Origin of the sequence: Pseudomonas sp. CP4, from assembly GCF_047758505.1 — a bacterium.
In the GTDB taxonomy this organism is placed as follows: domain Bacteria; phylum Pseudomonadota; class Gammaproteobacteria; order Pseudomonadales; family Pseudomonadaceae; genus Aquipseudomonas; species Aquipseudomonas fluorescens_AO.
This window is the reverse complement of record NZ_CP180489.1, coordinates 1,264,761-1,285,768: the sequence shown is the minus strand read 5'-3', so window position 1 is coordinate 1,285,768 and position 21,008 is coordinate 1,264,761. Positions and strand designations below refer to the sequence as shown.

16 protein-coding genes are annotated in these 21,008 nt (G+C 60.5%); 9 read left to right on the top strand and 7 right to left on the bottom strand.

Translation table 11 applies throughout. The annotated features are described in order from the left end of the window. Positions 1 to 130 precede the first annotated feature (130 nt). On the top strand, positions 131 to 1,615 hold the full coding sequence (gene prpD, locus ACMYUN_RS05545) for a 2-methylcitrate dehydratase (protein WP_415763182.1): 1,485 nt from the start codon (positions 131 to 133) through the stop codon (positions 1,613 to 1,615). A gap of 266 nt (positions 1,616 to 1,881) precedes the next feature. Here prpD and ACMYUN_RS05540 read toward each other — a convergent pair whose 3' ends face one another. Beyond that, positions 1,882 to 2,700 (bottom strand): pyruvate, water dikinase regulatory protein, encoded by an 819-nt coding sequence (locus ACMYUN_RS05540; protein WP_016773826.1) that lies wholly within the window; start codon positions 2,698 to 2,700, stop codon positions 1,882 to 1,884. A gap of 174 nt (positions 2,701 to 2,874) precedes the next feature. Between ACMYUN_RS05540 and ppsA the strand changes: the two genes are divergently transcribed. From ppsA to ACMYUN_RS05500, 8 genes are all read left to right on the top strand, one after another. Further along, positions 2,875 to 5,244, top strand: coding sequence for a phosphoenolpyruvate synthase (gene ppsA / locus ACMYUN_RS05535; protein ID WP_039762994.1), 2,370 nt, complete (start codon positions 2,875 to 2,877; stop codon positions 5,242 to 5,244). Positions 5,245 to 5,430: 186 nt separating this feature from the next. Next, a complete protein-coding gene (locus ACMYUN_RS05530) occupies positions 5,431 to 6,420 on the top strand; it encodes an alpha/beta fold hydrolase (RefSeq protein ID WP_415763181.1) in 990 nt (329 codons plus the stop codon). 211 nt (positions 6,421 to 6,631) lie between these two features. After that, positions 6,632 to 7,123 carry a ribonuclease E activity regulator RraA gene (gene rraA / locus ACMYUN_RS05525; RefSeq protein WP_039762996.1) on the top strand — a complete coding sequence of 164 codons (492 nt, stop codon included), beginning with the start codon at positions 6,632 to 6,634 and terminating at the stop codon, positions 7,121 to 7,123. A gap of 21 nt (positions 7,124 to 7,144) precedes the next feature. Beyond that, entirely contained in the window at positions 7,145 to 8,140 is a 996-nt protein-coding gene (locus ACMYUN_RS05520; protein ID WP_039762997.1) for a zinc transporter ZntB, read from the top strand. A gap of 63 nt (positions 8,141 to 8,203) precedes the next feature. Continuing rightward, positions 8,204 to 8,452 carry a hypothetical protein gene (locus tag ACMYUN_RS05515; protein ID WP_003223293.1) on the top strand — a complete coding sequence of 83 codons (249 nt, stop codon included), beginning with the start codon at positions 8,204 to 8,206 and terminating at the stop codon, positions 8,450 to 8,452. Between the two features lie 2 nt (positions 8,453 to 8,454). Next, entirely contained in the window at positions 8,455 to 9,279 is an 825-nt protein-coding gene (locus tag ACMYUN_RS05510; protein WP_016773831.1) for a mechanosensitive ion channel family protein, read from the top strand. A gap of 90 nt (positions 9,280 to 9,369) precedes the next feature. Next, positions 9,370 to 9,960, top strand: a complete 591-nt coding sequence (gene sigX, locus ACMYUN_RS05505) for an RNA polymerase sigma factor SigX (RefSeq protein ID WP_016773832.1) — start codon at positions 9,370 to 9,372, stop codon at positions 9,958 to 9,960. A gap of 107 nt (positions 9,961 to 10,067) precedes the next feature. Next, positions 10,068 to 11,102, top strand: a complete 1,035-nt coding sequence (locus ACMYUN_RS05500) for an OmpA family protein (RefSeq protein WP_016773833.1) — start codon at positions 10,068 to 10,070, stop codon at positions 11,100 to 11,102. Positions 11,103 to 11,171: 69 nt separating this feature from the next. On the opposite strand, the gene cobA is transcribed toward ACMYUN_RS05500, so the two are convergent. The 6 genes from cobA to ACMYUN_RS05470 form a co-directional block, all read right to left on the bottom strand. Next, entirely contained in the window at positions 11,172 to 11,942 is a 771-nt protein-coding gene (cobA, locus tag ACMYUN_RS05495) for a uroporphyrinogen-III C-methyltransferase (protein ID WP_415763180.1), read from the bottom strand. A 13-nt stretch (positions 11,943 to 11,955) separates the two neighbouring features. After that, positions 11,956 to 14,667: a molybdopterin-dependent oxidoreductase gene (locus tag ACMYUN_RS05490; RefSeq protein ID WP_415763179.1), complete on the bottom strand. Its 2,712-nt coding sequence runs from the start codon at positions 14,665 to 14,667 to the stop codon at positions 11,956 to 11,958. Next, complete coding sequence (gene nirD / locus ACMYUN_RS05485; protein WP_016773836.1) at positions 14,667 to 14,984, bottom strand: nitrite reductase small subunit NirD; 318 nt, start codon at positions 14,982 to 14,984, stop codon at positions 14,667 to 14,669. Before nirD ends, ACMYUN_RS05490 begins: the two co-directional genes overlap by 1 nt. Next, complete coding sequence (gene nirB, locus ACMYUN_RS05480; RefSeq protein ID WP_016773837.1) at positions 14,981 to 17,434, bottom strand: nitrite reductase large subunit NirB; 2,454 nt, start codon at positions 17,432 to 17,434, stop codon at positions 14,981 to 14,983. Before nirB ends, nirD begins: the two co-directional genes overlap by 4 nt. A gap of 418 nt (positions 17,435 to 17,852) precedes the next feature. After that, positions 17,853 to 19,523 (bottom strand): protein kinase domain-containing protein, encoded by a 1,671-nt coding sequence (locus ACMYUN_RS05475; protein ID WP_415763178.1) that lies wholly within the window; start codon positions 19,521 to 19,523, stop codon positions 17,853 to 17,855. Positions 19,524 to 19,530: 7 nt separating this feature from the next. Next, on the bottom strand, positions 19,531 to 20,742 hold the full coding sequence (locus ACMYUN_RS05470) for a nitrate/nitrite transporter (protein ID WP_415763177.1): 1,212 nt from the start codon (positions 20,740 to 20,742) through the stop codon (positions 19,531 to 19,533). Positions 20,743 to 21,008 lie beyond the last annotated feature (266 nt).

Below are 21,008 nucleotides of genomic sequence, written 5' to 3'. Positions count from 1 at the left end.
TGCAAATGTTGACTGACACTCAGCCTTCGCGAGCAGGCTCGCTCCCACTGTGGATTGCATTTCAATCATAAGAAATCGTTAGCCCTGAACCGAGGTCCCATCAACGAACCACTTCACGAGTGAATCGAACATGAGCGCCAACGTCGACCTGAACAATCGCCCCGATTACGACGCAGTCCTGCAGGACATCGCCGACTACGTCCTCACCTTCAAGCCCGACTCCGCCGAGGCGCTGGACACCGCGCGTAATTGCCTGATCGACACGCTGGGCTGCGGCTTGCTAGCCCTGCGTTTCCCCGAATGCACGAAACACCTTGGCCCGCTCGTCGAGGGCACGGTTGTACCGTTCGGTGCACGAGTGCCGGGCACCAGTTATCGTCTCGACCCGGTCAAAGCCGCGTGGGACATCGGCTGCGTCGTCCGCTGGCTCGACTACAACGACACCTGGCTCGCCGCCGAATGGGGCCATCCGTCGGACAACCTCGGCGCCATCCTCGCCGTTGCCGATCACCTGTCGCAAAAACGCGTCGCCAACGGCGAAGCGGCGCTGACGGTCCGCGATGTGCTGGAAGCAATGATCATGGCTCATGAGATCCAAGGCGTGATCGCTCTGGAAAACTCTTTCAACCGGGTAGGACTCGATCACGTCATTTTGGTGAAAGTCGCCTCGACTGCCGTCAGCGCCCGACTGATGGGCGCCAATCGCGAGCAGCTGCTGTCGGCGCTGTCCCATGCCTTCGCCGACGGTCAGGCGCTGCGCACTTATCGCCATGCGCCGAATGCCGGCTCGCGCAAATCGTGGGCGGCGGGGGATGCGGCGAGTCGTGGTGTAAGGCTGGCCGACATCGCCATGCGCGGCGAGATGGGCATTCCCGGTGTGTTGAGCGCGAAGCAGTGGGGCTTCTATGAGGTATCGTTCAGCCACACCAACAATGATCTGGCGCTGAAGCCCGAGGACAAGCGCGCTTTCAGCTTTTCCCGGCCGTTCGGCAGTTACGTGATGGAAAACGTGCTATTCAAAATCAGCTTCCCCGCAGAATTCCATGCGCAGACCTCCTGCGAGGCGGCGGTGACCTTGCATCCGCTGGTGCGCAATCGCCTGCATGAGATCGACCGCATCGTCATTACCACCCATGAATCGGCGATCCGCATCATTTCCAAGGTCGGCCCGCTGGCCAACGCCGCCGACCGCGATCATTGCCTGCAATACATGACCGCCGTGCCGCTGGCTTTCGGCAATCTGATAGCCGAGCACTACGAAGACGACTTCCACAACGCGCACCCGATCATCGATGTGCTGCGCGAGAAAATGGTCATCGTCGAAGAACCGCGCTTCACCCGCGAATACCTCGAAGCCGACAAACGCTCGATTGCCAATGCCGTGCAGGTTTTTTTCAAGGACGGCAGCAGCACCGAGAACGTGGTGGTGGAGTACCCGATCGGCCATCGCCGCCGCCGCGCCGAGGGCATTCCGTTGCTGGAGGACAAGTTCAAGGCCAACCTGGCCACACGGTTTGCCGGGCAGCGTTGCGCTGAGATATTTGCGCTCTGTGAGGATCAGGCGCGGCTGGAAGCCACAGCGGTGAATCGATTCATTGATCTGTTTGTGATCTGACAGAGCGCGTTATCGTTCTTCGCCAGCAGGCTGGCTCCCACAGGGTTTCGTGATGAACACAGGAATTGTGAACGCCTTCAGCACCTGTAGGAGTGAGTCTGCTCGCGATAGCGGTGGGTCAGACACCATTGATGCTGAATGTGCCACCGCCTTCGCGGGCAAGCCCGCTCCCACAGGTTTTTCAGGCTGGTTGCAATGTTGTATCCACCACGAAACCCTGTGGGAGCGGGCTTGCCCGCGAAGGCGTCAGATCTGGCACCGCAAACCTACTTGAAACGCCGCTCAACGCCTTTTTCCACCAGAATCTTCGCCGAAATCTCTTCCACCGAGAAATGCGTGGAATTGATATGGGGAATGTTCTCGCGGCGGAACAGGTTTTCCACTTCGCGCACTTCGAACTCGCACTGGGCGTAGCTCGAATAACGGCTGTTGGGCTTGCGCTCGTTGCGGATCGCGGTGAGGCGGTCGGGGTCGATGGTCAAGCCGAACAGCTTGTGCTGGTGGGCGCGCAGGGCGGTGGGCAGGGTCAGGCGTTCCATGTCGTCTTCGGTCAGCGGATAGTTGGCCGCTCGGATGCCAAACTGCATGGCCATGTACAGACACGTCGGCGTTTTGCCGCATCGCGACACGCCCACTAGTATCAGATCGGCTTTGTCGTAATAGTGGGTGCGCGCGCCGTCATCGTTGTCGAGGGCAAAGTTCACCGCCTCGATGCGCTCCATGTAATTGGAGTTGTGCCCGATGGAGTGCGACTTGCCCACGGTGTAGGAAGAATGCTCGGTGAGCTCCTGTTCGAGCGGCGCGAGGAAGGTCGAGAAAATGTCGATCATGAAACCATTGGACGTTGCGAGAATCTCACGAATGTCCTGATTGACGATGGTGTCGAAGATGATCGGGCGAAAGCCGTCGGTTTCAGCGGCTTTGTTGATTTGTTGTACCATGGCCCGCGCTTTTTCCACGCTGTCGATGTAAGGCCGCGTGAATTTGCTGAAGGTGATGTTTTCGAACTGCGCCAACAGGCTTTGACCCAGGGTTTCGGCGGTAATGCCGGTGCCATCGGAGATGAAGAAAGCAGATCGTTTCATTTGCACCTTGGGCCTTAGACTAATGAACATTCTTGGATATGATAGGCGCGATTTGCCGGCCGCCATTGGCCCGCATTCTCACTTATTTTCCAGGTCCAGGCCATACAACCGGCCAAGGCTCCCCCGGGCCGCCGGTTTCTGAGCTTTTCCAACACAGTTAGTGGAGAGATCACCTTGGTAGAGTACGTAGTTTCCCTCGATAAGCTCGGCAAACACGATGTTGAGCATGTGGGGGGCAAGAACGCATCCCTGGGCGAGATGATCAGTAACCTGGCAGGCGCCGGTGTTTCGGTCCCCGGCGGCTTCGCCACGACGGCTCAGGCCTATCGTGACTTCCTCGAACTGAGCGGCCTGAACGAGCAGATCCACAAGGCCCTCGACGCGCTTGACGTCGACGACGTCAATGCTCTGGCCAAGACCGGCGCGCAGATCCGTCAATGGATCATGGACGCCGAATTCCCTGAAAAGCTCAATACCGAGATCCGCACCGCGTTCGCTGCGCTGTCGGCCGGTAATCCTGATGTGGCCGTGGCCGTGCGGTCTTCCGCCACCGCCGAAGACTTGCCGGACGCCTCCTTCGCCGGTCAGCAGGAAACCTTCCTGAACATCCGTGGCGTGGAAAACGTTATCCGCGCCGCCAAAGAGGTGTTCGCTTCGCTGTTCAACGACCGTGCGATCTCCTACCGCGTGCACCAGGGCTTCGACCATAAACTGGTCGCCCTGTCGGCTGGCGTGCAACGCATGGTGCGTTCGGAAACCGGCACCGCCGGCGTGATGTTCACCCTCGATACCGAATCGGGTTTCCGTGACGTGGTGTTCATCACCGGCGCTTACGGCCTGGGCGAAACCGTCGTACAAGGCGCGGTCAACCCGGATGAGTTTTACGTACACAAAGGCACGCTGGAGGCTGGTCGGCCGGCGATCCTGCGGCGCAACCTGGGCAGCAAAGCCATCAAGATGATCTACGGCGACGAAGCCAAGGCCGGTCGTTCGGTCAAGACCGTCGATGTCGACAAGGCCGAGCGCGCGCGTTTCTGCCTGACCGACGCCGAAGTCAGCGAGCTGGCCAAGCAGGCGATGATCATCGAAAAACACTACGGCTGCCCGATGGACATCGAGTGGGCCAAGGACGGTGACGACGGCAAGCTGTACATCGTGCAAGCGCGTCCGGAAACCGTGAAAAGCCGCACCCAGGCCAACGTCATGGAACGTTACCTGCTGAAAGAAACCGGCACCGTGCTGGTGGAAGGTCGGGCGATCGGCCAGCGCATCGGCGCCGGTAAAGTACGGATCATCAAAGACGTCTCGGAAATGGACAAAGTCCAGCCGGGCGATGTGCTGGTTTCCGACATGACCGACCCGGACTGGGAACCGGTCATGAAGCGCGCCAGCGCCATTGTCACCAACCGTGGCGGGCGTACCTGCCACGCGGCGATCATCGCCCGCGAGCTGGGCATTCCGGCCGTGGTTGGTTGCGGCAATGCCACCCAGTTGCTGAAGGATGGCCAGGGCGTGACCGTGTCCTGCGCCGAAGGCGACACCGGTTACATCTTCGAAGGCGAACTGGGCTTCGACATCAAGAAGAACTCCGTCGACGCCATGCCGGAGCTGCCTTTCAAGATCATGATGAACGTCGGCAACCCGGATCGCGCCTTCGACTTCGCCCAATTGCCGAACGCCGGCGTCGGTCTGGCGCGTCTGGAATTCATCATCAACCGCATGATCGGCGTGCACCCGAAAGCGCTGTTGAACTACGACGGCCTGCCGCAGGAAATCAAAGACAGCGTCGACAAGCGTATTGCCGGTTACAGCGACCCGGTCGACTTCTATGTCGACAAACTGGTCGAAGGCATCAGCACCCTGGCTGCCGCGTTCACGCCGAAAAAAGTCATCGTGCGTCTGTCGGACTTCAAGTCCAACGAATACGCCAACCTGATCGGCGGCAAGCTCTACGAGCCGGAAGAAGAAAACCCGATGCTGGGCTTCCGTGGCGCTTCGCGTTACATCAGCGAATCGTTCCGCGACTGCTTCGAACTCGAATGCCGCGCGCTGAAACGCGTGCGCAACGAGATGGGCCTGACCAACGTGGAAATCATGGTGCCGTTCGTCCGTACTCTCGGCGAAGCCAGCCAAGTGGTCGATCTGCTCGCCGAAAACGGCTTGAAGCGCGGCGAGAACGGTCTGCGCGTGATCATGATGTGCGAGCTGCCATCCAACGCGATTCTGGCTGAGGAATTCCTCGAATTCTTCGACGGTTTCTCGATTGGCTCCAACGACCTGACCCAGCTGACTTTGGGTCTGGACCGTGACTCGGGGATCATCGCGCACCTGTTCGACGAGCGGAATCCGGCGGTGAAGAAGCTGTTGGCCAATGCCATTCAGGCCTGCAACAAGGCCGGCAAGTACATTGGCATCTGCGGTCAGGGTCCTTCCGACCATCCGGATCTGGCCAAGTGGCTGATGGAACAGGGCATCGAAAGCGTGTCGCTGAACCCGGATACCGTGCTGGAAACCTGGTTCTTCCTCGCCGAAGGTCAGGCTTGATCAGTATGTAATTGGCCCGCGCCCCATGTGGGAGCGAGCCTGCTCGCGAAGACGCAGCAACATTCACCCATGGATGTTGGCTGATACACCGCTTTCGCGAGCAGGCTCGCTCCCACATGGGCCGGGCCTTGAGATTGAAGTAGGGCGGGCTCCAGCGGATGCCGCCCTTTTTTGTGCAAGAGCATTATGCAAAGCAGCAGCAACCTGTTTCCTGTCGCGCTGATCAGCGCCGAGCGGCGCGGCGATCTGAGCGAAGACGTCTATCGATTGAAACCCGGCAACAGCCCGGACTGGTCCGTGGAAATCGCCGTCACCCGCCTGGGCATGGCCGATGACACGGCGCCACGCGGCGTGCCGGTGATTCTGTTGCACGGCAGCTTTTCCAATCGGCGCTTCTGGTTTTCCCCCAAAGGCCTCGGGCTCGGCGCGTATCTGACGCGGCTGGGCTTCGACGTGTGGATCCCGGAAATGCGCGGTCACGGCCTGTCACAGCGCAACGAAGACTACCGGCGCAACCGCGTGGCCGACTACGCCCGTTACGATCTGCCGGCGATTGCCGCGTTCGTGCGTGAGCAGAGCGGGCAGATCCCGCACTGGATCGGCCATTCGCTGGGCGGCATCACCTTGGCAGCAGCGCTCGGCGGCGAATACCTTGGCGAACCGGCCGTGGCCTCGGCGGCGTTTTTCGGCACTCAGGTCAGTCGCACCTATTGGCCGTTGAAAATCCCACCGGTGGAGTGGGGCGGGCGCTTTATTCTCAAGCGTTTCGCGCAGTTGTCCGGCTCACGCCTCAAGCGCGGCCCGGAAGACGAGCCGATCGGCCTGGCCATCGAAAGCATGCGCTGGTACGGCTTGTTCGGCCGCTTCGGCGACAAGGACAAGGACTGGTGGGCGGGGCTCGCCGAGGTTCAGGTGCCGGTGTTGGCCGTGGCGGCAGCGGGGGATCATCAGGATCCGGCGTGGGCCTGCCGCAAGCTGTTCGAGCAGATCGGCTCCGAGCACAAGCAGTTCATCAGTCTGGGCCGCGAGCAGGGCTTCTCGGATAATTTCGGTCATGTCGAAATGCTGGTGAGCAAAGCGGCGCAGGCTGAGGTGTGGCCGCTGGTGGCGCGCTGGTTGAACGATCAGCAGACGCCGTTGCTGGCGCAGACGGCGGATCTGGCCGCTGCAGGGTGAGGGGCGTTCCGTTCAGCCTGGCTTGCGGCTAAGATATGACGCATTGTGCGGTTCCGGTCATATTTCGTGACTGTTTAGCGATTACGTTTCAGGGTTTGTTCAGGTTGCGTCAGCGACCATGGCATGGACTAAGGTAAACAGCGACCGCCGGAACTCGTCTCATCAGAATGCGGCATCCCTTGATCGTCTTCCTTGTTACAGGAGTTTTTCGATGGAACATTACCTTACGCCTGATCTGTGCGACGCCTACCCGGAGCTGGTGCAGGTGCTGGAACCGATGTTCAGCAATTTCGGCGGCCGTGATTCCTTCGGCGGCGAAATCGTGACCATCAAGTGCTTCGAAGACAATTCGCTGGTCAAGGAGCAAGCCGAGCTCAACGGCAAGGGCAAAGTGCTGGTGGTTGACGGTGGCGGCTCGCTGCGCCGCGCCCTGCTGGGCGACATGATTGCCGCCAAGGCCGCGCAGAACGGTTGGGAAGGGCTGGTGATCTACGGTTGCATCCGTGACGTCGACGTCATTGCGCAGACCGATCTCGGCGTGCAGGCGCTGGCCAGTCACCCGATGAAAACCGACAAGCGCGGCATCGGCGACCTCAATGTTCCAGTGACCTTCGCCGGCGTGACGTTTCACCCCGGTCAGTACATTTATGCGGACAACAACGGCGTGATTGTTTCGCCGACTCCGCTGAAAATGCCTGAATAAGCTTTTCGACAAGGGATGCGGATGTTCGAGGAAGAAAACGCGCAATGGGGGCTGGTGCATGCCCTGGTGCTGGATGGCAAGGGCGGTGCGCGTTCGATAGCCCGGACTGAGCTCGACGATTTGCAGTTGCAGGCCCATGAAAGCCTGTGGCTGCACTGGGACCGCAGCCATCCGCAGACCCAGACCTGGCTGCGCAAGTCCAGCGGGCTCAATGAATTCACCTGCGATCTGCTGCTGGAAGAAAATACCCGGCCGCGTCTGTTGCCGTTGCCCGACTCCGAGCTGCTGTTGTTTTTGCGCGGGGTCAATCTCAACCCCGGCGCCGAGCCGGAAGACATGGTCTCGGTGCGGATCTTCGCTTCCGCTCAGCGGGTGATTTCCCTGCGTTTGCGTCCGTTGCGCGCCACGGATGAGCTGATGACGCTGCTTGGCGAGGGCAAAGGCCCGAAAACCTCCTCTGAATTGATGCTGTATCTGGCGCAGTTCCTCACCAATAAAGTGCAGGATCTGGTCACGTGTCTCTCGGAAGTGGTCGATGAAGAGGAAGAAAAACTCGATGCCGACGAACGGTATACCCCCGAGCATGGCGCCATTTTGCACATCCGCCGTCGGGCAGCCGGGCTGAAGCGCTTTCTTGCGCCGCAGCGGGACATTTTCGGACAACTGACGCGGATAAAACTGCCTTGGTTCGTTGAAGACGACGCCGACTACTGGAACGAATTGAACAACAGCCTGACCCGTTATCTGGAAGAGCTCGAATTGACCCGAGAGCGCGTGGGGCTTGTGCTGGAGGCCGAAGACCGGCGTTTGAGCGTGCACATGAATCGCACCATGTACCGCTTCGGCATCATTACCTGCATCTTTTTGCCGATGAGTTTCATCACCGGTCTGCTGGGTATCAATGTCGGCGGGATTCCGTTCGCCGAGAGCCCGTATGGTTTCCTGATTGCCTGCCTGACGGTACTCGCCCTGGCATTCGGCCAGTGGTGGTTGTTCCGTCGATTGCGCTGGGTGTGAACATGGCGCATGTGACCCGAGCAAATCTGCCCGCGTCTTTCACAGACATCACGAGAGGTGCGTATGCACGATCCGTTTGAACAGTCTTTGCGCGACATGCTCAACGCTTCGCCGTCCAGCCGCGACGACGATGCGTGCCTGGGCCGCGTACTCAAAACCGCCAACCGCCAGGTCGGCGCCGGCGATCTGTTCAGCCTGCTGGGCCGCTGGCTGCCCGCGCTGATGATCGCCCTGAACAATGGCTCGGCGCATGTCTCGCCGGTTTCCCGTCTCCGTAAAACCACTGCTCGCACTGCTGATAAGGCTGATTGAATATGGAACTTGATCTCTGGACTCAGAGCCTCGTCACTGCAATGACTGCGTTGTGGACCAAAGTCGCCAATTTCATTCCGAACCTGTTCGGCGCACTGGTTGTGCTGCTGTTGGGTTTCGTCGTGGCCAAACTGCTCGACACCTTGCTTTCCAAATTGCTCGCCAAACTGGGCCTCGATCGCCTGATGGGCGGCACCGGGTTGACCAAGTTGATGTCGCGCGCCGGGCTGCAGGTGCCGATCTCGACACTGATCGGTAAAATCGTTTATTGGTTCGTTCTGCTGATCTTTCTGGTTTCTGCGGCAGAATCCCTTGGCCTTGAGCGAGTTTCAGCTACGCTGGATATGCTGGCGTTGTATCTGCCGAAAGTATTCGGCGCCGCGCTGGTGTTGCTGGTCGGGGTCCTGCTGGCGCAACTGGCCAACGGGCTGGTGCGCGGCGCAGCAGAAGGCGTAGGCCTGGACTACGCTTCCGGGTTGGGGCGGATCGCCCAAGGGCTGGTGATCATCATCAGCATCTCGGTTGCGATCAGCCAGCTCGAGGTCAAGACTGACCTGCTGAACCATGTGATTGTCATCGTATTGATTACCGTTGGTCTGGCAGTTGCGCTGGCAATGGGTTTGGGAAGCCGGGAAATTGCCGGTCAGATTCTTGCGGGAATCTATGTGCGTGAGCTGTATGAGGTTGGGCAACAAGTGCGTGTTGGCGAGGTCGAAGGCCAGATCGAAGAGATCGGCACGGTTAAAACCACATTGCTGACCGATGAGGGTGAGCTAGTCTCTCTTTCCAATCGGATCCTGCTGGAACAGCATGTGAGTAGCCGCTAAACCGGCAAACCCTGCTAATGTATGCCGCCGCAAAATGCCAGCCGAGGCTGGTTGTGGCGGACATTGACCTGACTGTCGGCACGACTTGTTTTGAATAAAGCCCAACCGCTATCCACGCGCTACGACCCCCGCGAGCTCTCTGATGAGGAGTTGGTCGCGCGCTCGCATACCGAGCTGTTTCACGTAACGCGCGCCTACGAAGAGTTGATGCGGCGTTACCAGCGAACATTATTTAACGTCTGCGCGAGATATCTTGGGAACGATCGCGACGCAGACGATGTCTGTCAGGAAGTGATGCTGAAGGTGCTGTACGGCCTGAAGAACTTCGAGGGGAAATCGAAGTTCAAAACCTGGCTTTACAGCATCACTTACAACGAATGCATCACGCAGTATCGGAAGGAACGGCGTAAGCGTCGCTTGATGGACGCTCTCAGTCTGGACCCTCTTGAAGAAGCGTCTGAAGAAAAGGCGCCGAAGCCGGAGGAGAAGGGTGGGCTTGATCGCTGGCTGGTGTATGTGAATCCGATTGACCGCGAAATTCTGGTGCTACGATTTGTCGCAGAGCTGGAGTTTCAGGAGATCGCAGACATCATGCACATGGGTTTGAGTGCGACAAAAATGCGTTACAAACGCGCTCTAGATAAATTGCGTGAGAAATTTGCAGGCATTGCTGAAACTTAGTTCAGCGCAAATATCTCTTACGTGTAGGCAAGTTCTGATAGACTTGCCGCCGAGTTGTCCCCCGGTTTGCGGGACTGCTTCACAATCACCAGATGGGGATTTAACGGATGAAACTGAAAAACACCTTGGGCTTGGCCATTGGTTCTCTGATTGCCGCCACTTCGTTCGGCGCTCTGGCACAAGGCCAAGGCGCAGTTGAAATCGAAGGCTTCGCTAAGAAAGAACAATTCGACAGCGCTCGTAACTTCAAGAACAACGGCAACCTGTTCGGCGGTTCGATCGGTTACTTCCTGACCGACGACGTTGAACTGCGTCTGGGCTACGACGAAGTGCACAACGTACGTGCCGACGATGGCAAGAACGTTAAAGGCGCTAACACCGCTCTGGACGCTCTGTACCACTTCAACAACCCAGGCGACATGATTCGTCCATACGTTTCGGCCGGTTTCTCTGACCAGAGCATCGACCAGAACGGTTCGAACGGTCGTAACCGTTCCACCTTCGCCAACGTTGGCGGCGGTGCCAAGCTGTACTTCACCGAGAACTTCTACGCCCGTGCCGGCGTTGAAGCTCAGTACAACATCGACCAGGGCGACACCGAGTGGGCTCCTAGCGTCGGTATCGGTGTGAACTTCGGTGGCGGCTCCAAGCCAGCTGCTGCTCCAGTTCCAGCACCTGCTGAAGTCTGCTCCGACAGCGACAACGATGGCGTTTGCGACAACGTTGACAAGTGCCCGGACACCCCAGCCAACGTAACCGTTGACGCTGATGGCTGCCCAGCAGTTGCTGAAGTTGTTCGTGTTGAGCTGGACGTGAAATTCGACTTCGACAAGTCGGTAGTCAAGCCAAACAGCTACGGCGACATCAAAAACCTGGCTGACTTCATGAAGCAGTACCCATCCACCACCACTACTGTTGAAGGTCACACTGACTCCGTCGGTCCTGACGCTTACAACCAGAAACTGTCCGAGCGTCGTGCAAACGCCGTTAAGCAAGTTCTGACCAACCAGTACGGTGTTGAATCGTCCCGCGTTCAGTCTGTTGGCTACGGCGAATCCCGCCCAGTTGCTGACAACAAAACTGACGCTGGCCGCGCTGTAAACCGTCGCGTAGAAGCGCAGGTTGAAGCTCAAGCTAAGTAATTAGCTGCCGCTGATGGAAAAGCCCGGCTCAGGCCGGGCTTTTCTTTGTCTGCGATTTGGCTTTGACGCTTAAAGCGCCTGCACGTTGTACGCCGTCCCGGAGCTGCCGAAGGCTGCGATCTTTTGCTCTTGAGTAACAGCCGCCACCGCACCGATCACCAGAATCGCCGGGCTCTTCAATTCAAACGCCGAGGCATCCTCAGCCATCGCAGTCAAATCACTGCGACATTCACGCTGATGCGCCAAAGAAGCGTTTTCGATCATCGCCACTGGCGTATCCGCCGCCATCCCTCCGGCCAACAGCTGATCACGAATTTCCCCCAGTTTGGCCACGCCCATGTAAATCACCAGCGTCGTCCCGCCTTTCGCCAACGCCTGCCAGTTCAACTGGCTGTCATCCTGAGTGTGCGCAGTCACCAACGTCACGCCGCGCGCGACACCACGCAACGTCAGCGGAATATCGCATTGCGTCGCCCCGGCCAGACCGGCGGTGATGCCATTGACCAATTCCACTTCAACCCCGCGCTCGCGCAACCACTGCGCTTCTTCGCCACCGCGGCCGAAAATGCACGGATCGCCGCCCTTGAGCCGCACGACGCATTTGCCCTGGCGTGCATAACGCAGCATCAGCCGATGGATAAACGCCTGCGGGGTCGAACGGCAGCCGCCGCGTTTGCCCACCGGGATCACCCGCGCAGCCGGGCAGTGCTCCAGCACCGCGTCGTTGACCAGATCATCGATCATCACCACATCGGCCTCGCGCAACGCGCGCACCGCTTTGAGCGTCAGCAACTCCGGATCGCCGGGGCCTGCGCCCACCAGCCAGACTTTCGCATTCATGGTGTTGTCCTCGTTAAATGACCGCGACCGGCCGCGCTTCGGCAGCCAGCACACGCTTGATTTCCGGCACGCAGGAACCGCATTGCGTGCCGCATCGGAGAGTGTTTTTCAGACCTTGCAGATCCAGGCCCTGGCGTATGCCGGCGCAGACTGCGTTGAGGCTGACGTTTTCGCAGTTGCACAAGGTCTTGTCGGTCGCAATGGCTCCGACAGTGCCCGGCGGCGCGCTCATCGGCGCGAGCAGCCAGCGCCGCAGTTGTTGGTCGGCGCGGCCCTCCAGCCACAGGCTCTGCAACCAGTGTTGCGCAAGGGTTTCGCCGGCCAGGCGAATCGCAGTGATACGGCCGTTTTCGATGCGCACTCGCTTGCCAATGGCGCGACGCGGATCGTCATAGGCCAGAACCGGGCCATCCAGCAGGGACAGGCACTGGTCGATCTCACCCAGCAGCTGTGGATCCGGCGCCTCGGCGTGTGCAGCGCGTATCAGCAACGCTGGCCGCTCACGACCGACAAGGCTGAGGCTGACGTAGGAAAATGCCTCGCACAGCGGTCGTAGCGTCTCCAAATGCCGTTGAACATCACCCTCGATCAAGGCGAACAGCTGCCACGGCAGGTTGACTGCCCCCAGACGCACGCCGCTGTGCTTGAGCTCCGGTTGTTTGGACAGTGGATCAAACGCCGGCAAGGTCAGCGTGTTAACGCCGCCCTTGAGATAACGATCGCCCCAGTGCATCGGCAGGAACGCCTGGCCCGGACGCACGCTGTCGTCGCTGCCGACCGCAACAATCACCGCGCCACGGCGGCTTTTCAGATTGACCAGATCGCCGGGCTGCAAGCGGTGCCGGCGCATTTCGTCAGGGTGCAGGCTCAGCACGGCTTCGCTGACGTGGCCGAACAATTGCGCGGCGGTGCCGGTGCGGCTCATGCCGTGCCACTGGTCACGCAGGCGACCGGTGATCAAGGTCAGCGGGAAGCGCGCGTCGCGTTGTTCCTTGGCGGCGCGATACGGATCGGCAGTGAACTGCGCGCGGCCATTGGCTGTAGGAAAAATGCCGTCGCCATACAAGCGTGGCGTGCCTTGGCGGGCGCCGGCAGGGAAGGGCCATTGCTGCGGACCGATCTCGTCGATCAAGGCATGACTGATCCCGGACAGATCCAGGTCTCGCCCACGGGTCAGCGCTTTGAATTCATCAAACAACTGCGACGGGTGATCAAAAGCGAACAGGCTTGGCTGCTTGGGGCGCAGGCGTTGCTCCAGACGCTGTGCGAAATCCACCGTGATGGCCCAGTCCGGCCGCGCTTCGCCCGGTGCGACAACCGCTTTGCGCACGTGGGAAATGCGCCGCTCGGAGTTGGTCACCGAGCCTTCCTTCTCGCCCCAACTGGCGGCCGGCAACAGCAGGTCGGCAAACGCAGCGGTTTCGGTGGTTCGAAAGGCTTCCTGCAACACCACAAACGGACAGGCCTCAAGCGCTGCGCGGACTGCGCTTTGATCGGGCATCGACTGTGCCGGATTGGTACAGGCAATCCACAACGCCTTGATCTTGCCGCTTCTCACGCTTTCGAACAGCTCGATGGCGCTCAGGCCCGGCGCCTCGGGCAAGCTCTCCACGCCCCAGTACGCCGCCACTTCGGCGCGATGTTCCGGGTTGGCGCCATCGCGATGGCCCGGTAGCAGATTGGAAAGACTGCCGGTTTCCCGCCCGCCCATGGCGTTCGGCTGACCGGTAAGTGAGAAAGGTCCTGCACCGGGACGGCCGATTTGCCCGGTGGCCAAGTGCAGATTGATCAGCGCGCTGTTCTTTGCGCTGCCGGCGGTGGACTGATTCAGGCCCATGCACCACAGCGACAGGAAGCTCGGCGCAGTGCCGACCCATTCCGCGGACTGCTGCAATTGCTCGATGCTGATGCCACACAGCTGCGAAACCATCTGCGGGGTGTAATCGCGTACCAGCGTTTTAAGCTCGGCGAGGCCTTCGGTGTGCGCCTTGATGAAATCGCGATCGATCCAGTCTTCCCACAACAGCAGATGCAAAATCCCATGGAACAAGGCGACATCGGTACCCGGAAGAATCGCCAGATGCAGGTCAGCCAAATCGCAGGTGTCAGTACGACGCGGGTCAATGACGATGACTTTCATCTGCGGGCGGCGGGATTTGGCTTCCTCCAAACGACGGAAAAGTACCGGATGGGCGTAGGCCATGTTGCTGCCGACGATCATGACGCAGTCGCTCAGCTCCAGATCTTCGTAACTGCACGGCGGTGCGTCGGCGCCGAGGCTGCGTTTGTAGCCGACCACCGCCGAGGACATGCACAGCCGCGAATTGCTGTCGATGTTGTTGGTGCCGACCAGCGCCCGTGCCAGTTTGTTGAAAGCGTAGTAGTCCTCGGTGAGCAACTGCCCTGAGATATAGAACGCTACGCTGTCCGGGCCGTGCTCGGCGATGGTTTCGGCAAACATGTTGGCGGCGTGTTCCAGTGCCGTATTCCAGTCGGTGCGGCCGCGCGCCAGGCCTTTGCCCAGGCGCAGTTCCGGGTACAAGGCGCGGGCGGCGAGATCGCCGGTCAGGTGCAGCGTCGAGCCTTTGCTGCACAGTTTGCCGAAGTTGGCCGGGTGCGCCGGATCGCCGCTGACGCCGAGGATGCGCTCGCCGTCATGCTCGATCAGTACGCCGCAGCCGACCCCGCAGTAACAGCAGGTCGAGGCGGTCGTCTGGCGGTTCATCAGATGGCGTCCCGCAGGGCCAGTTGCACCCGGCCATTCTCGACCCGCGCCGGATGGTGATGGGCACAGCCGATGTCTGGCGCCTGAGCTTCGCCGGTTTCGAGGTCGATCTGCCAGTTGTGCAGCGGGCAGGCCACGCGCTTGCCGTAGATCAGGCCTTGCGACAGCGGCCCGCCCTTGTGCGGGCAGCGGTCATCGAGGGCGAAAACCTCGTCGTCGCTTGTACGAAAAATCGCGATGTCACCTTTCGGACCGGCAATGATCCGCGAACCGAGGGCGTTGATTTCTTCCAGCGCACAGATGTCGAGCCAGTTCATGCCGGCACCTCCAGGTTTTTCACGGGGATCACGTCGAATTCTTTCTTCAGTTGCGGCTGCGCCAGGCGCTCTTTCCATGGGTCCTGTTCGAACGACAGGGAGAATTGCAGGCGCTCGTTCAAGGCCTTGCGCCGCTCGGCGTCTTCAAGCACGTTCTTCTTGATGTGTTCCATGCCGACCCGTTGCAGGTAGTGCACGGTGCGCTCGAGGTAGAAGGCTTCTTCGCGGTAGAGCTGCAGGAACGCGCCGTTGTATTCACGGACTTCTTCGGCAGTCTTGAGCTTGACGAAGAACTCGGCGACTTCGGTCTTGATCCCGCCGTTGCCACCGATGTACATCTCCCAGCCGGAGTCGACGCCGATAATTCCTACGTCCTTGATGCCCGCTTCCGAACAGTTGCGTGGGCAACCGGACACGGCCAGCTTCACTTTGTGCGGCGACCACATGTTGAACAGGTCGTGCTCGAGTTCGATGCCCAGTTGCGTCGAGTTCTGTGTGCCGAAGCGGCAGAACTCGCTACCGACACAGGTTTTCACCGTGCGGATGGATTTGCCGTAGGCGTGGCCGGACGGCATGTCGAGGTCTTTCCACACGCCGGGCAGATCCTGCTTCTTGATCCCCAGCAAGTCGATGCGCTGACCGCCGGTGACCTTGACCATCGGCACGTTGTACTTGTCGGCCACATCGGCGATCCGCCGCAGTTCCGATGGGTTGGTCACGCCGCCCCACATGCGCGGTACCACCGAATAGGTGCCGTCCTTCTGGATGTTGGCGTGGGCGCGTTCGTTGATCAGACGCGATTGCGGGTCGTCCTTGGCCTCGCCCGGCCAGGTGGAAATCAGGTAGTAGTTGAGCGCCGGGCGACAGGTCGCGCAGCCATTGGGCGTGCGCCAGTTCAGGTAACTCATGGTCTCGGCGATGGTCAGCAGGTGTTCCTGACGGATCGCCTGACGAATCTGCCCGTGGTTGAGATCGCTGCAACCGCAGATGGCTTTTTCGCTTTTCGGTTTGACGTCGGCCGCGCCACCCACCGTATTGATCAGGATCTGTTCAACAAGGCCGGCGCAGGAACCGCAGGAGCTGGCAGCCTTGGTGTGTTTCTTGACTTCATCGACGCTGAACAGGCCGTGTTCCTGAATCGCCTTGACGATGGTGCCCTTGCACACACCGTTGCAGCCGCAGACTTCGGCGCTGTCGGCCATGACCATGGCTTTGTCCTGGCCCTGATGTCCTACGTCGCCTAAAGCGTTTTCGCCGAACATGAGGTGATCGCGGATCTCGCCGATGGCGTGATTCTCACGAATCTGCCGGAAATACCAACCGCCATCTGCCGTATCGCCGTACAGACAGGCGCCGACCAGCACGTCATCCTTGATCACCAGTTTTTTGTACACACCGCCGATCGGGTCGGAGAGGGTGATGGTCTCGGTGCCTTCGCCGCCCATGAAGTCGCCGGCGGAGAACAGGTCGATACCGGTGACTTTCAATTTGGTCGAAGTCACCGAGCCCTGATAGCGAGCGAAACCCAGTTGCGCGAGGTGATTGGCGCAGACCTTGGCTTGTTCGAACAGCGGCGCCACCAGACCGTAGGCGATGCCGCGATGGCTGGCGCATTCGCCGATCGCGTAGATGCGCGGATCGTAGGTTTGCAGGGTGTCGTTGACCAGAATCCCGCGGTTGCACGGGATGCCGGCCTTTTCCGCCAGTTCGGTGTTGGGACGGATGCCGGCGGCCATCACCACCAGGTCGGCAGGGATGATGTCGCCGTTCTTGAACTGCACCGAGCCGACCCGGCCATTGCCGGCGTCGTGAAGGGCTTGGGTCTGTTCGCACAGGCGAAAATGCAGGCCACGGGATTCCAGCGCCGATTGCAGAAGCTGGCCGCTGGTTTTGTCCAGTTGCCGCTCCAGCAACCATTCGCCGAGGTGCACCACGGTGACGTGCATGCCGCGCAGCATCAGGCCATTGGCCGCTTCGAGGCCGAGCAGGCCGCCGCCGATGACCACGGCGTGCTTGTGGGTCCTGGCGGTGTCGATCATGGCCTGGGTGTCGGCGATGTCGCGGTAACCGATCACACCCTGCAAGGTGTTGCCGGGAATCGGCAGGATGAACGGGGTCGAGCCGGTGGCGATCAGCAGGCGGTCGTACTCGGCTTCGGTGCCGTCCTCGGCAATCACTCGGCGTTTGACCCGGTCGATCTCCACCACTTTGCGGTTGAGCAGCAACTTGATGTTGTTTTCCAGATACCAGTCGAGGTCGTTGAGGACGATCTCTTCGAAAGTCTGCTCGCCGGCCAGCACCGGCGACAGCAGGATGCGGTTGTAGTTGGTGTGCGGTTCGGCGCCGAAGACGGTGATGTCGTAGAGCTCGTCGCTCAGCTTGAGCAGTTCTTCCAGGGTACGCACTCCGGCCATGCCATTGCCGATCATCACCAGTTTGAGTTTTTTCATCAGGTTCTCCGGGAGCTGCGGCTGGCCTCTGGTGGGCCGTCGGGCCTTGCTCGACAAATTTTGCGCAAACAAAAAAAGGCGTCCCGCTAGTTGCCTAGCGAGGACGCCTTTGTCCTGGTCCCGTTCTCTCGGGAAGCGCAGCCTTCGTCGTTGAAGGTTGGGCTTTATGTATGGTGAACAGGGTAATGCAGTGGTTGTGCCAACTTGGGTGGACGCGGATTTATTGGGAATTCGGGTTGTGAGAAAAGGTTTTTTTGCACCGAATCGAGGCGTGTTGCTCGTTCGTGGCGCGTTAATTCTGGGGGTTATGCGGTGTGACGCCGAATGCCTTCGCGAGCAGGCTCGCTCCCACAAGGTATCTGCGAACGAAAAAAATCCCCTGTGGGAGCGAGCTTGCTCGCGAATGGCGCGGCGCGGTTCAACTGTGAAACAACAAAACCAGCAGCACAACATTCCCCAGCAACGCCACCAATGCCATGGTCCGCCAGACCTTCAACGGCTCCCGCTCCAATAATGGCCGGGGCCGCACGCTCAAACTTTGCCGCTCACCCTGTTCCAGCACCAGCAGCCACTCTTCGGCGGTTTCAAAGCGGTGCTGCGGATCGGTCGCGACGCCACGTTCCAGACTTTGCGCCAGCCATTCCGGCAAGTCCGGGCGATAGCGACTGGCGTTCACCGGCACGCCAAATCGGGGACGCTGGAACGCTTCGATCTCACCAAAAGGAAAATGCCCGGTGAGGAGGAAATACAGGGTGACGCCCACCGAATACAAATCCTGTTGGGCGCTCGGGGAATCCCCGCGAAACGCTTCCGGGGCGATGAAACTAGGCGTTCCCGGCAGGGTCGACGGCGCGTCCTCCGACAGTCCCGGGCAGTAAGCCAGACCGAAATCCAGCAGGCGCAGCTCGCCGTCATCCCCCAGCAGCAGGTTTTCCGGTTTGATGTCGCGATGGAGAATCTGCCGCCGATGCAGCAGCCCGACCGCGCGCAACAGGCGCTCGGCGATGTCCTGCCACTGCGCCAATGGCAACGGGCCGCTGTGTTGAAAACCTTCGGCTAGCGTCGTCCCGGCATATTCGCGCATGACGTAATACAAATGCTGACGCTGAGTGCAGGCATGGATTTGCGGAAAATGCCGGCCGGCCACGCGCTTGAGGAACCATTCTTCCGACAGCAGCGCCTGCCCGGCTTGCGGATCGTCGGCCAGCCGCGCTGGCAAGGTCTTCAACAACCAAGGCTGGCCCTGACCATCGAGCACGCGATACAGCAGCGATTGCTGGCTCTGACCGACGATGCTCTGCACTTGCCAGCCTTCGAACGCTTGCCCGGGTTTCAGCGCTGGCGGCAGTGGCCATTGCTGTAGTTGCACCAGCGCATCGCCGATGCTCGATTCGCCCAGCGCATCGACGCGCACCAGCAGGGCACTGGCGTTGTCCTGACTACCGGCCAGATGCGCGGCGTTGACCAAGGTTTGCGCGGCGCTGGGCAGGTCCGCTTGATCGCGCAGAATCGCCGCGATTGCGGTATCGCCCAAGGTCGACCAGACGCCGTCGCTGAGCAGCACGAAGCTTTCGCCCTCACGCAGTTCGCCGTCGAGGAAATCCAGGACCAGATGCTGATCGAGCCCGAGCGCACGTTTGAGCACGTGCTGCATGCCCGGTTGCTCCCAGACGTGATCCTCGCTGATGCGCTGCAAGCGCTCGGCGTGCCAGCGATAAACCCGGCAATCGCCGACGTGGGCGAGGGTGAAGCGTCGACCGCGCATCACCAGCGCGCTGACCGTGGTCAGCAGCGGTTGCCCACCACCGTTGGCCTGCAGCCAGCGATTTTGCGCGAGCAGCAGGCGATCCAGCGCCTGGGCCACGCTCCAGGTTTCCGGCGTCGCGTAGTAGTCCAGCGCCAACGCCTGCAAGGTCGAACGCGCGGCGAGGCCGCCATCGGCGCACTGGCTGACGCCGTCGGCGATGGCGAACAGATAACCCTTGCTCACCGCTAGTGCCGGCGCCGGTGTCACCGAACGCAGGGCGTCCTGATTCTCCGCGCGAGGGCCGGTGGCGCTGGCTTCGGCGAAGCTCAGTTGCAGAGCCATTGAGGCCTCAGACCCGCGCCGCTGTTACTGCCGCCGAACCCCAGGTGGTTCTCCAGCGACGCTTGACGCCGTGCAGGCCAAACCATGCCAGCACACCGAGGCTGGCGAACAACCACAGCGCCAGTTGATAACTGCCGGTGCTTTGCTTGATCGCGCCCATGCCGGCCGCGAGGGCGAAGCCGCCGATACCGCCGGCCATGCCGATCAGCCCGGTCATCACGCCGATCTCCAGACGAAAACGCTGCGGCACCAGTTGGAAAACCGCACCGTTGCCGGCGCCCAAGCCGAGCATGGTGCAGACGAAAAGCGCCAGCGCCGCGTAGGAACTTGGCAGATTGAAGCCCACGGCGGCGATGCAGATGGCGGCGACGGTGTACATCGCCAGCAAAGTGAGGATGCCGCCGAAGCGATCGGCCAGCGCGCCACCCAACGGCCGCATCAGGCTGCCGCCGAACACGCAGGCCGCGGTGTAGTAGCCAGCGGTCACCGGGCTCAGACCGTATTGATCGTTGAAGTAACCGGGCAGGGCGCTGGCCAGGCCGATGAAGCCGCCGAAGGTGACGCTGTAGAAAAACATGAACCACCAGCTGTCGCGATCACCGAGGGCCTTGAAGTAGTCGGCCATCGCTTTCGGTTTTGGCCGCTGCGGGGCGTTTTTTGCCAACAGGGCGAACAGCAGCAAAGTCAGCACCAGCGGGATCAGGGCGAAACCGAAAACATTGCTCCAGCCGAACGCAGCGGCAATCACTGGCGCCAGCAGCGCGGCGAACACGGTGCCGGAGTTGCCCGCACCGGCGATGCCCATGGCTTTGCCCTGATGCTCTGGCGGGTACCACTGCGAGGCCAGCGGCAGGGCCACGGCGAACGAGGCGCCGGCCATGCCGAGGAACAGGCCGAGGATCAGCGCCTGTTCATAGCTGTGGATGCCGAGTTTCCAGGCACCGAACAGCGCGCAGATGACGATGACCTGGCCGATCAGCCCGGCGGTCTTGGGCGATAAGCGATCAGCGAGCATGCCCATGGCGAAGCGCAACACCGCGCCGGCGAGAATCGGCGTGGCGACGACCAGGCCGCGTTGCTGGGTGGTCAGGTGCAGGTCGGCGGCAATCTGCACCGCCAGCGGGCCGAGCAGGTACCAGACCATGAAGCTCAGGTCGAAATACAGGAAGGCCGCGAACAGGGTCGGGGTATGGCCGGATTTCCAGAAGCTTGAATTCATCGCGCACCTCGGCTGAAAAGAGTCTCGAAAGGAGTCATGCACAGCAGGTGGAGCGCCTCACGGCCGCACCACCGGCCCCGCTCTGTGGGGCCAAAACGCAAAAACGCCGCTACCTGATTCGCCGAGGGGCAAACGGGGTGAGCGACGTCTTTGTCGTAGGTGGGGCAACCGCCGTTGGTTACCTGTGCGGTTTGCTTAGCGAGATTTGTGCCAAGGCTTGAAAAGATCGCAGCCTCGTTGCACTTGTCAGCTTCTACAGGAGGATC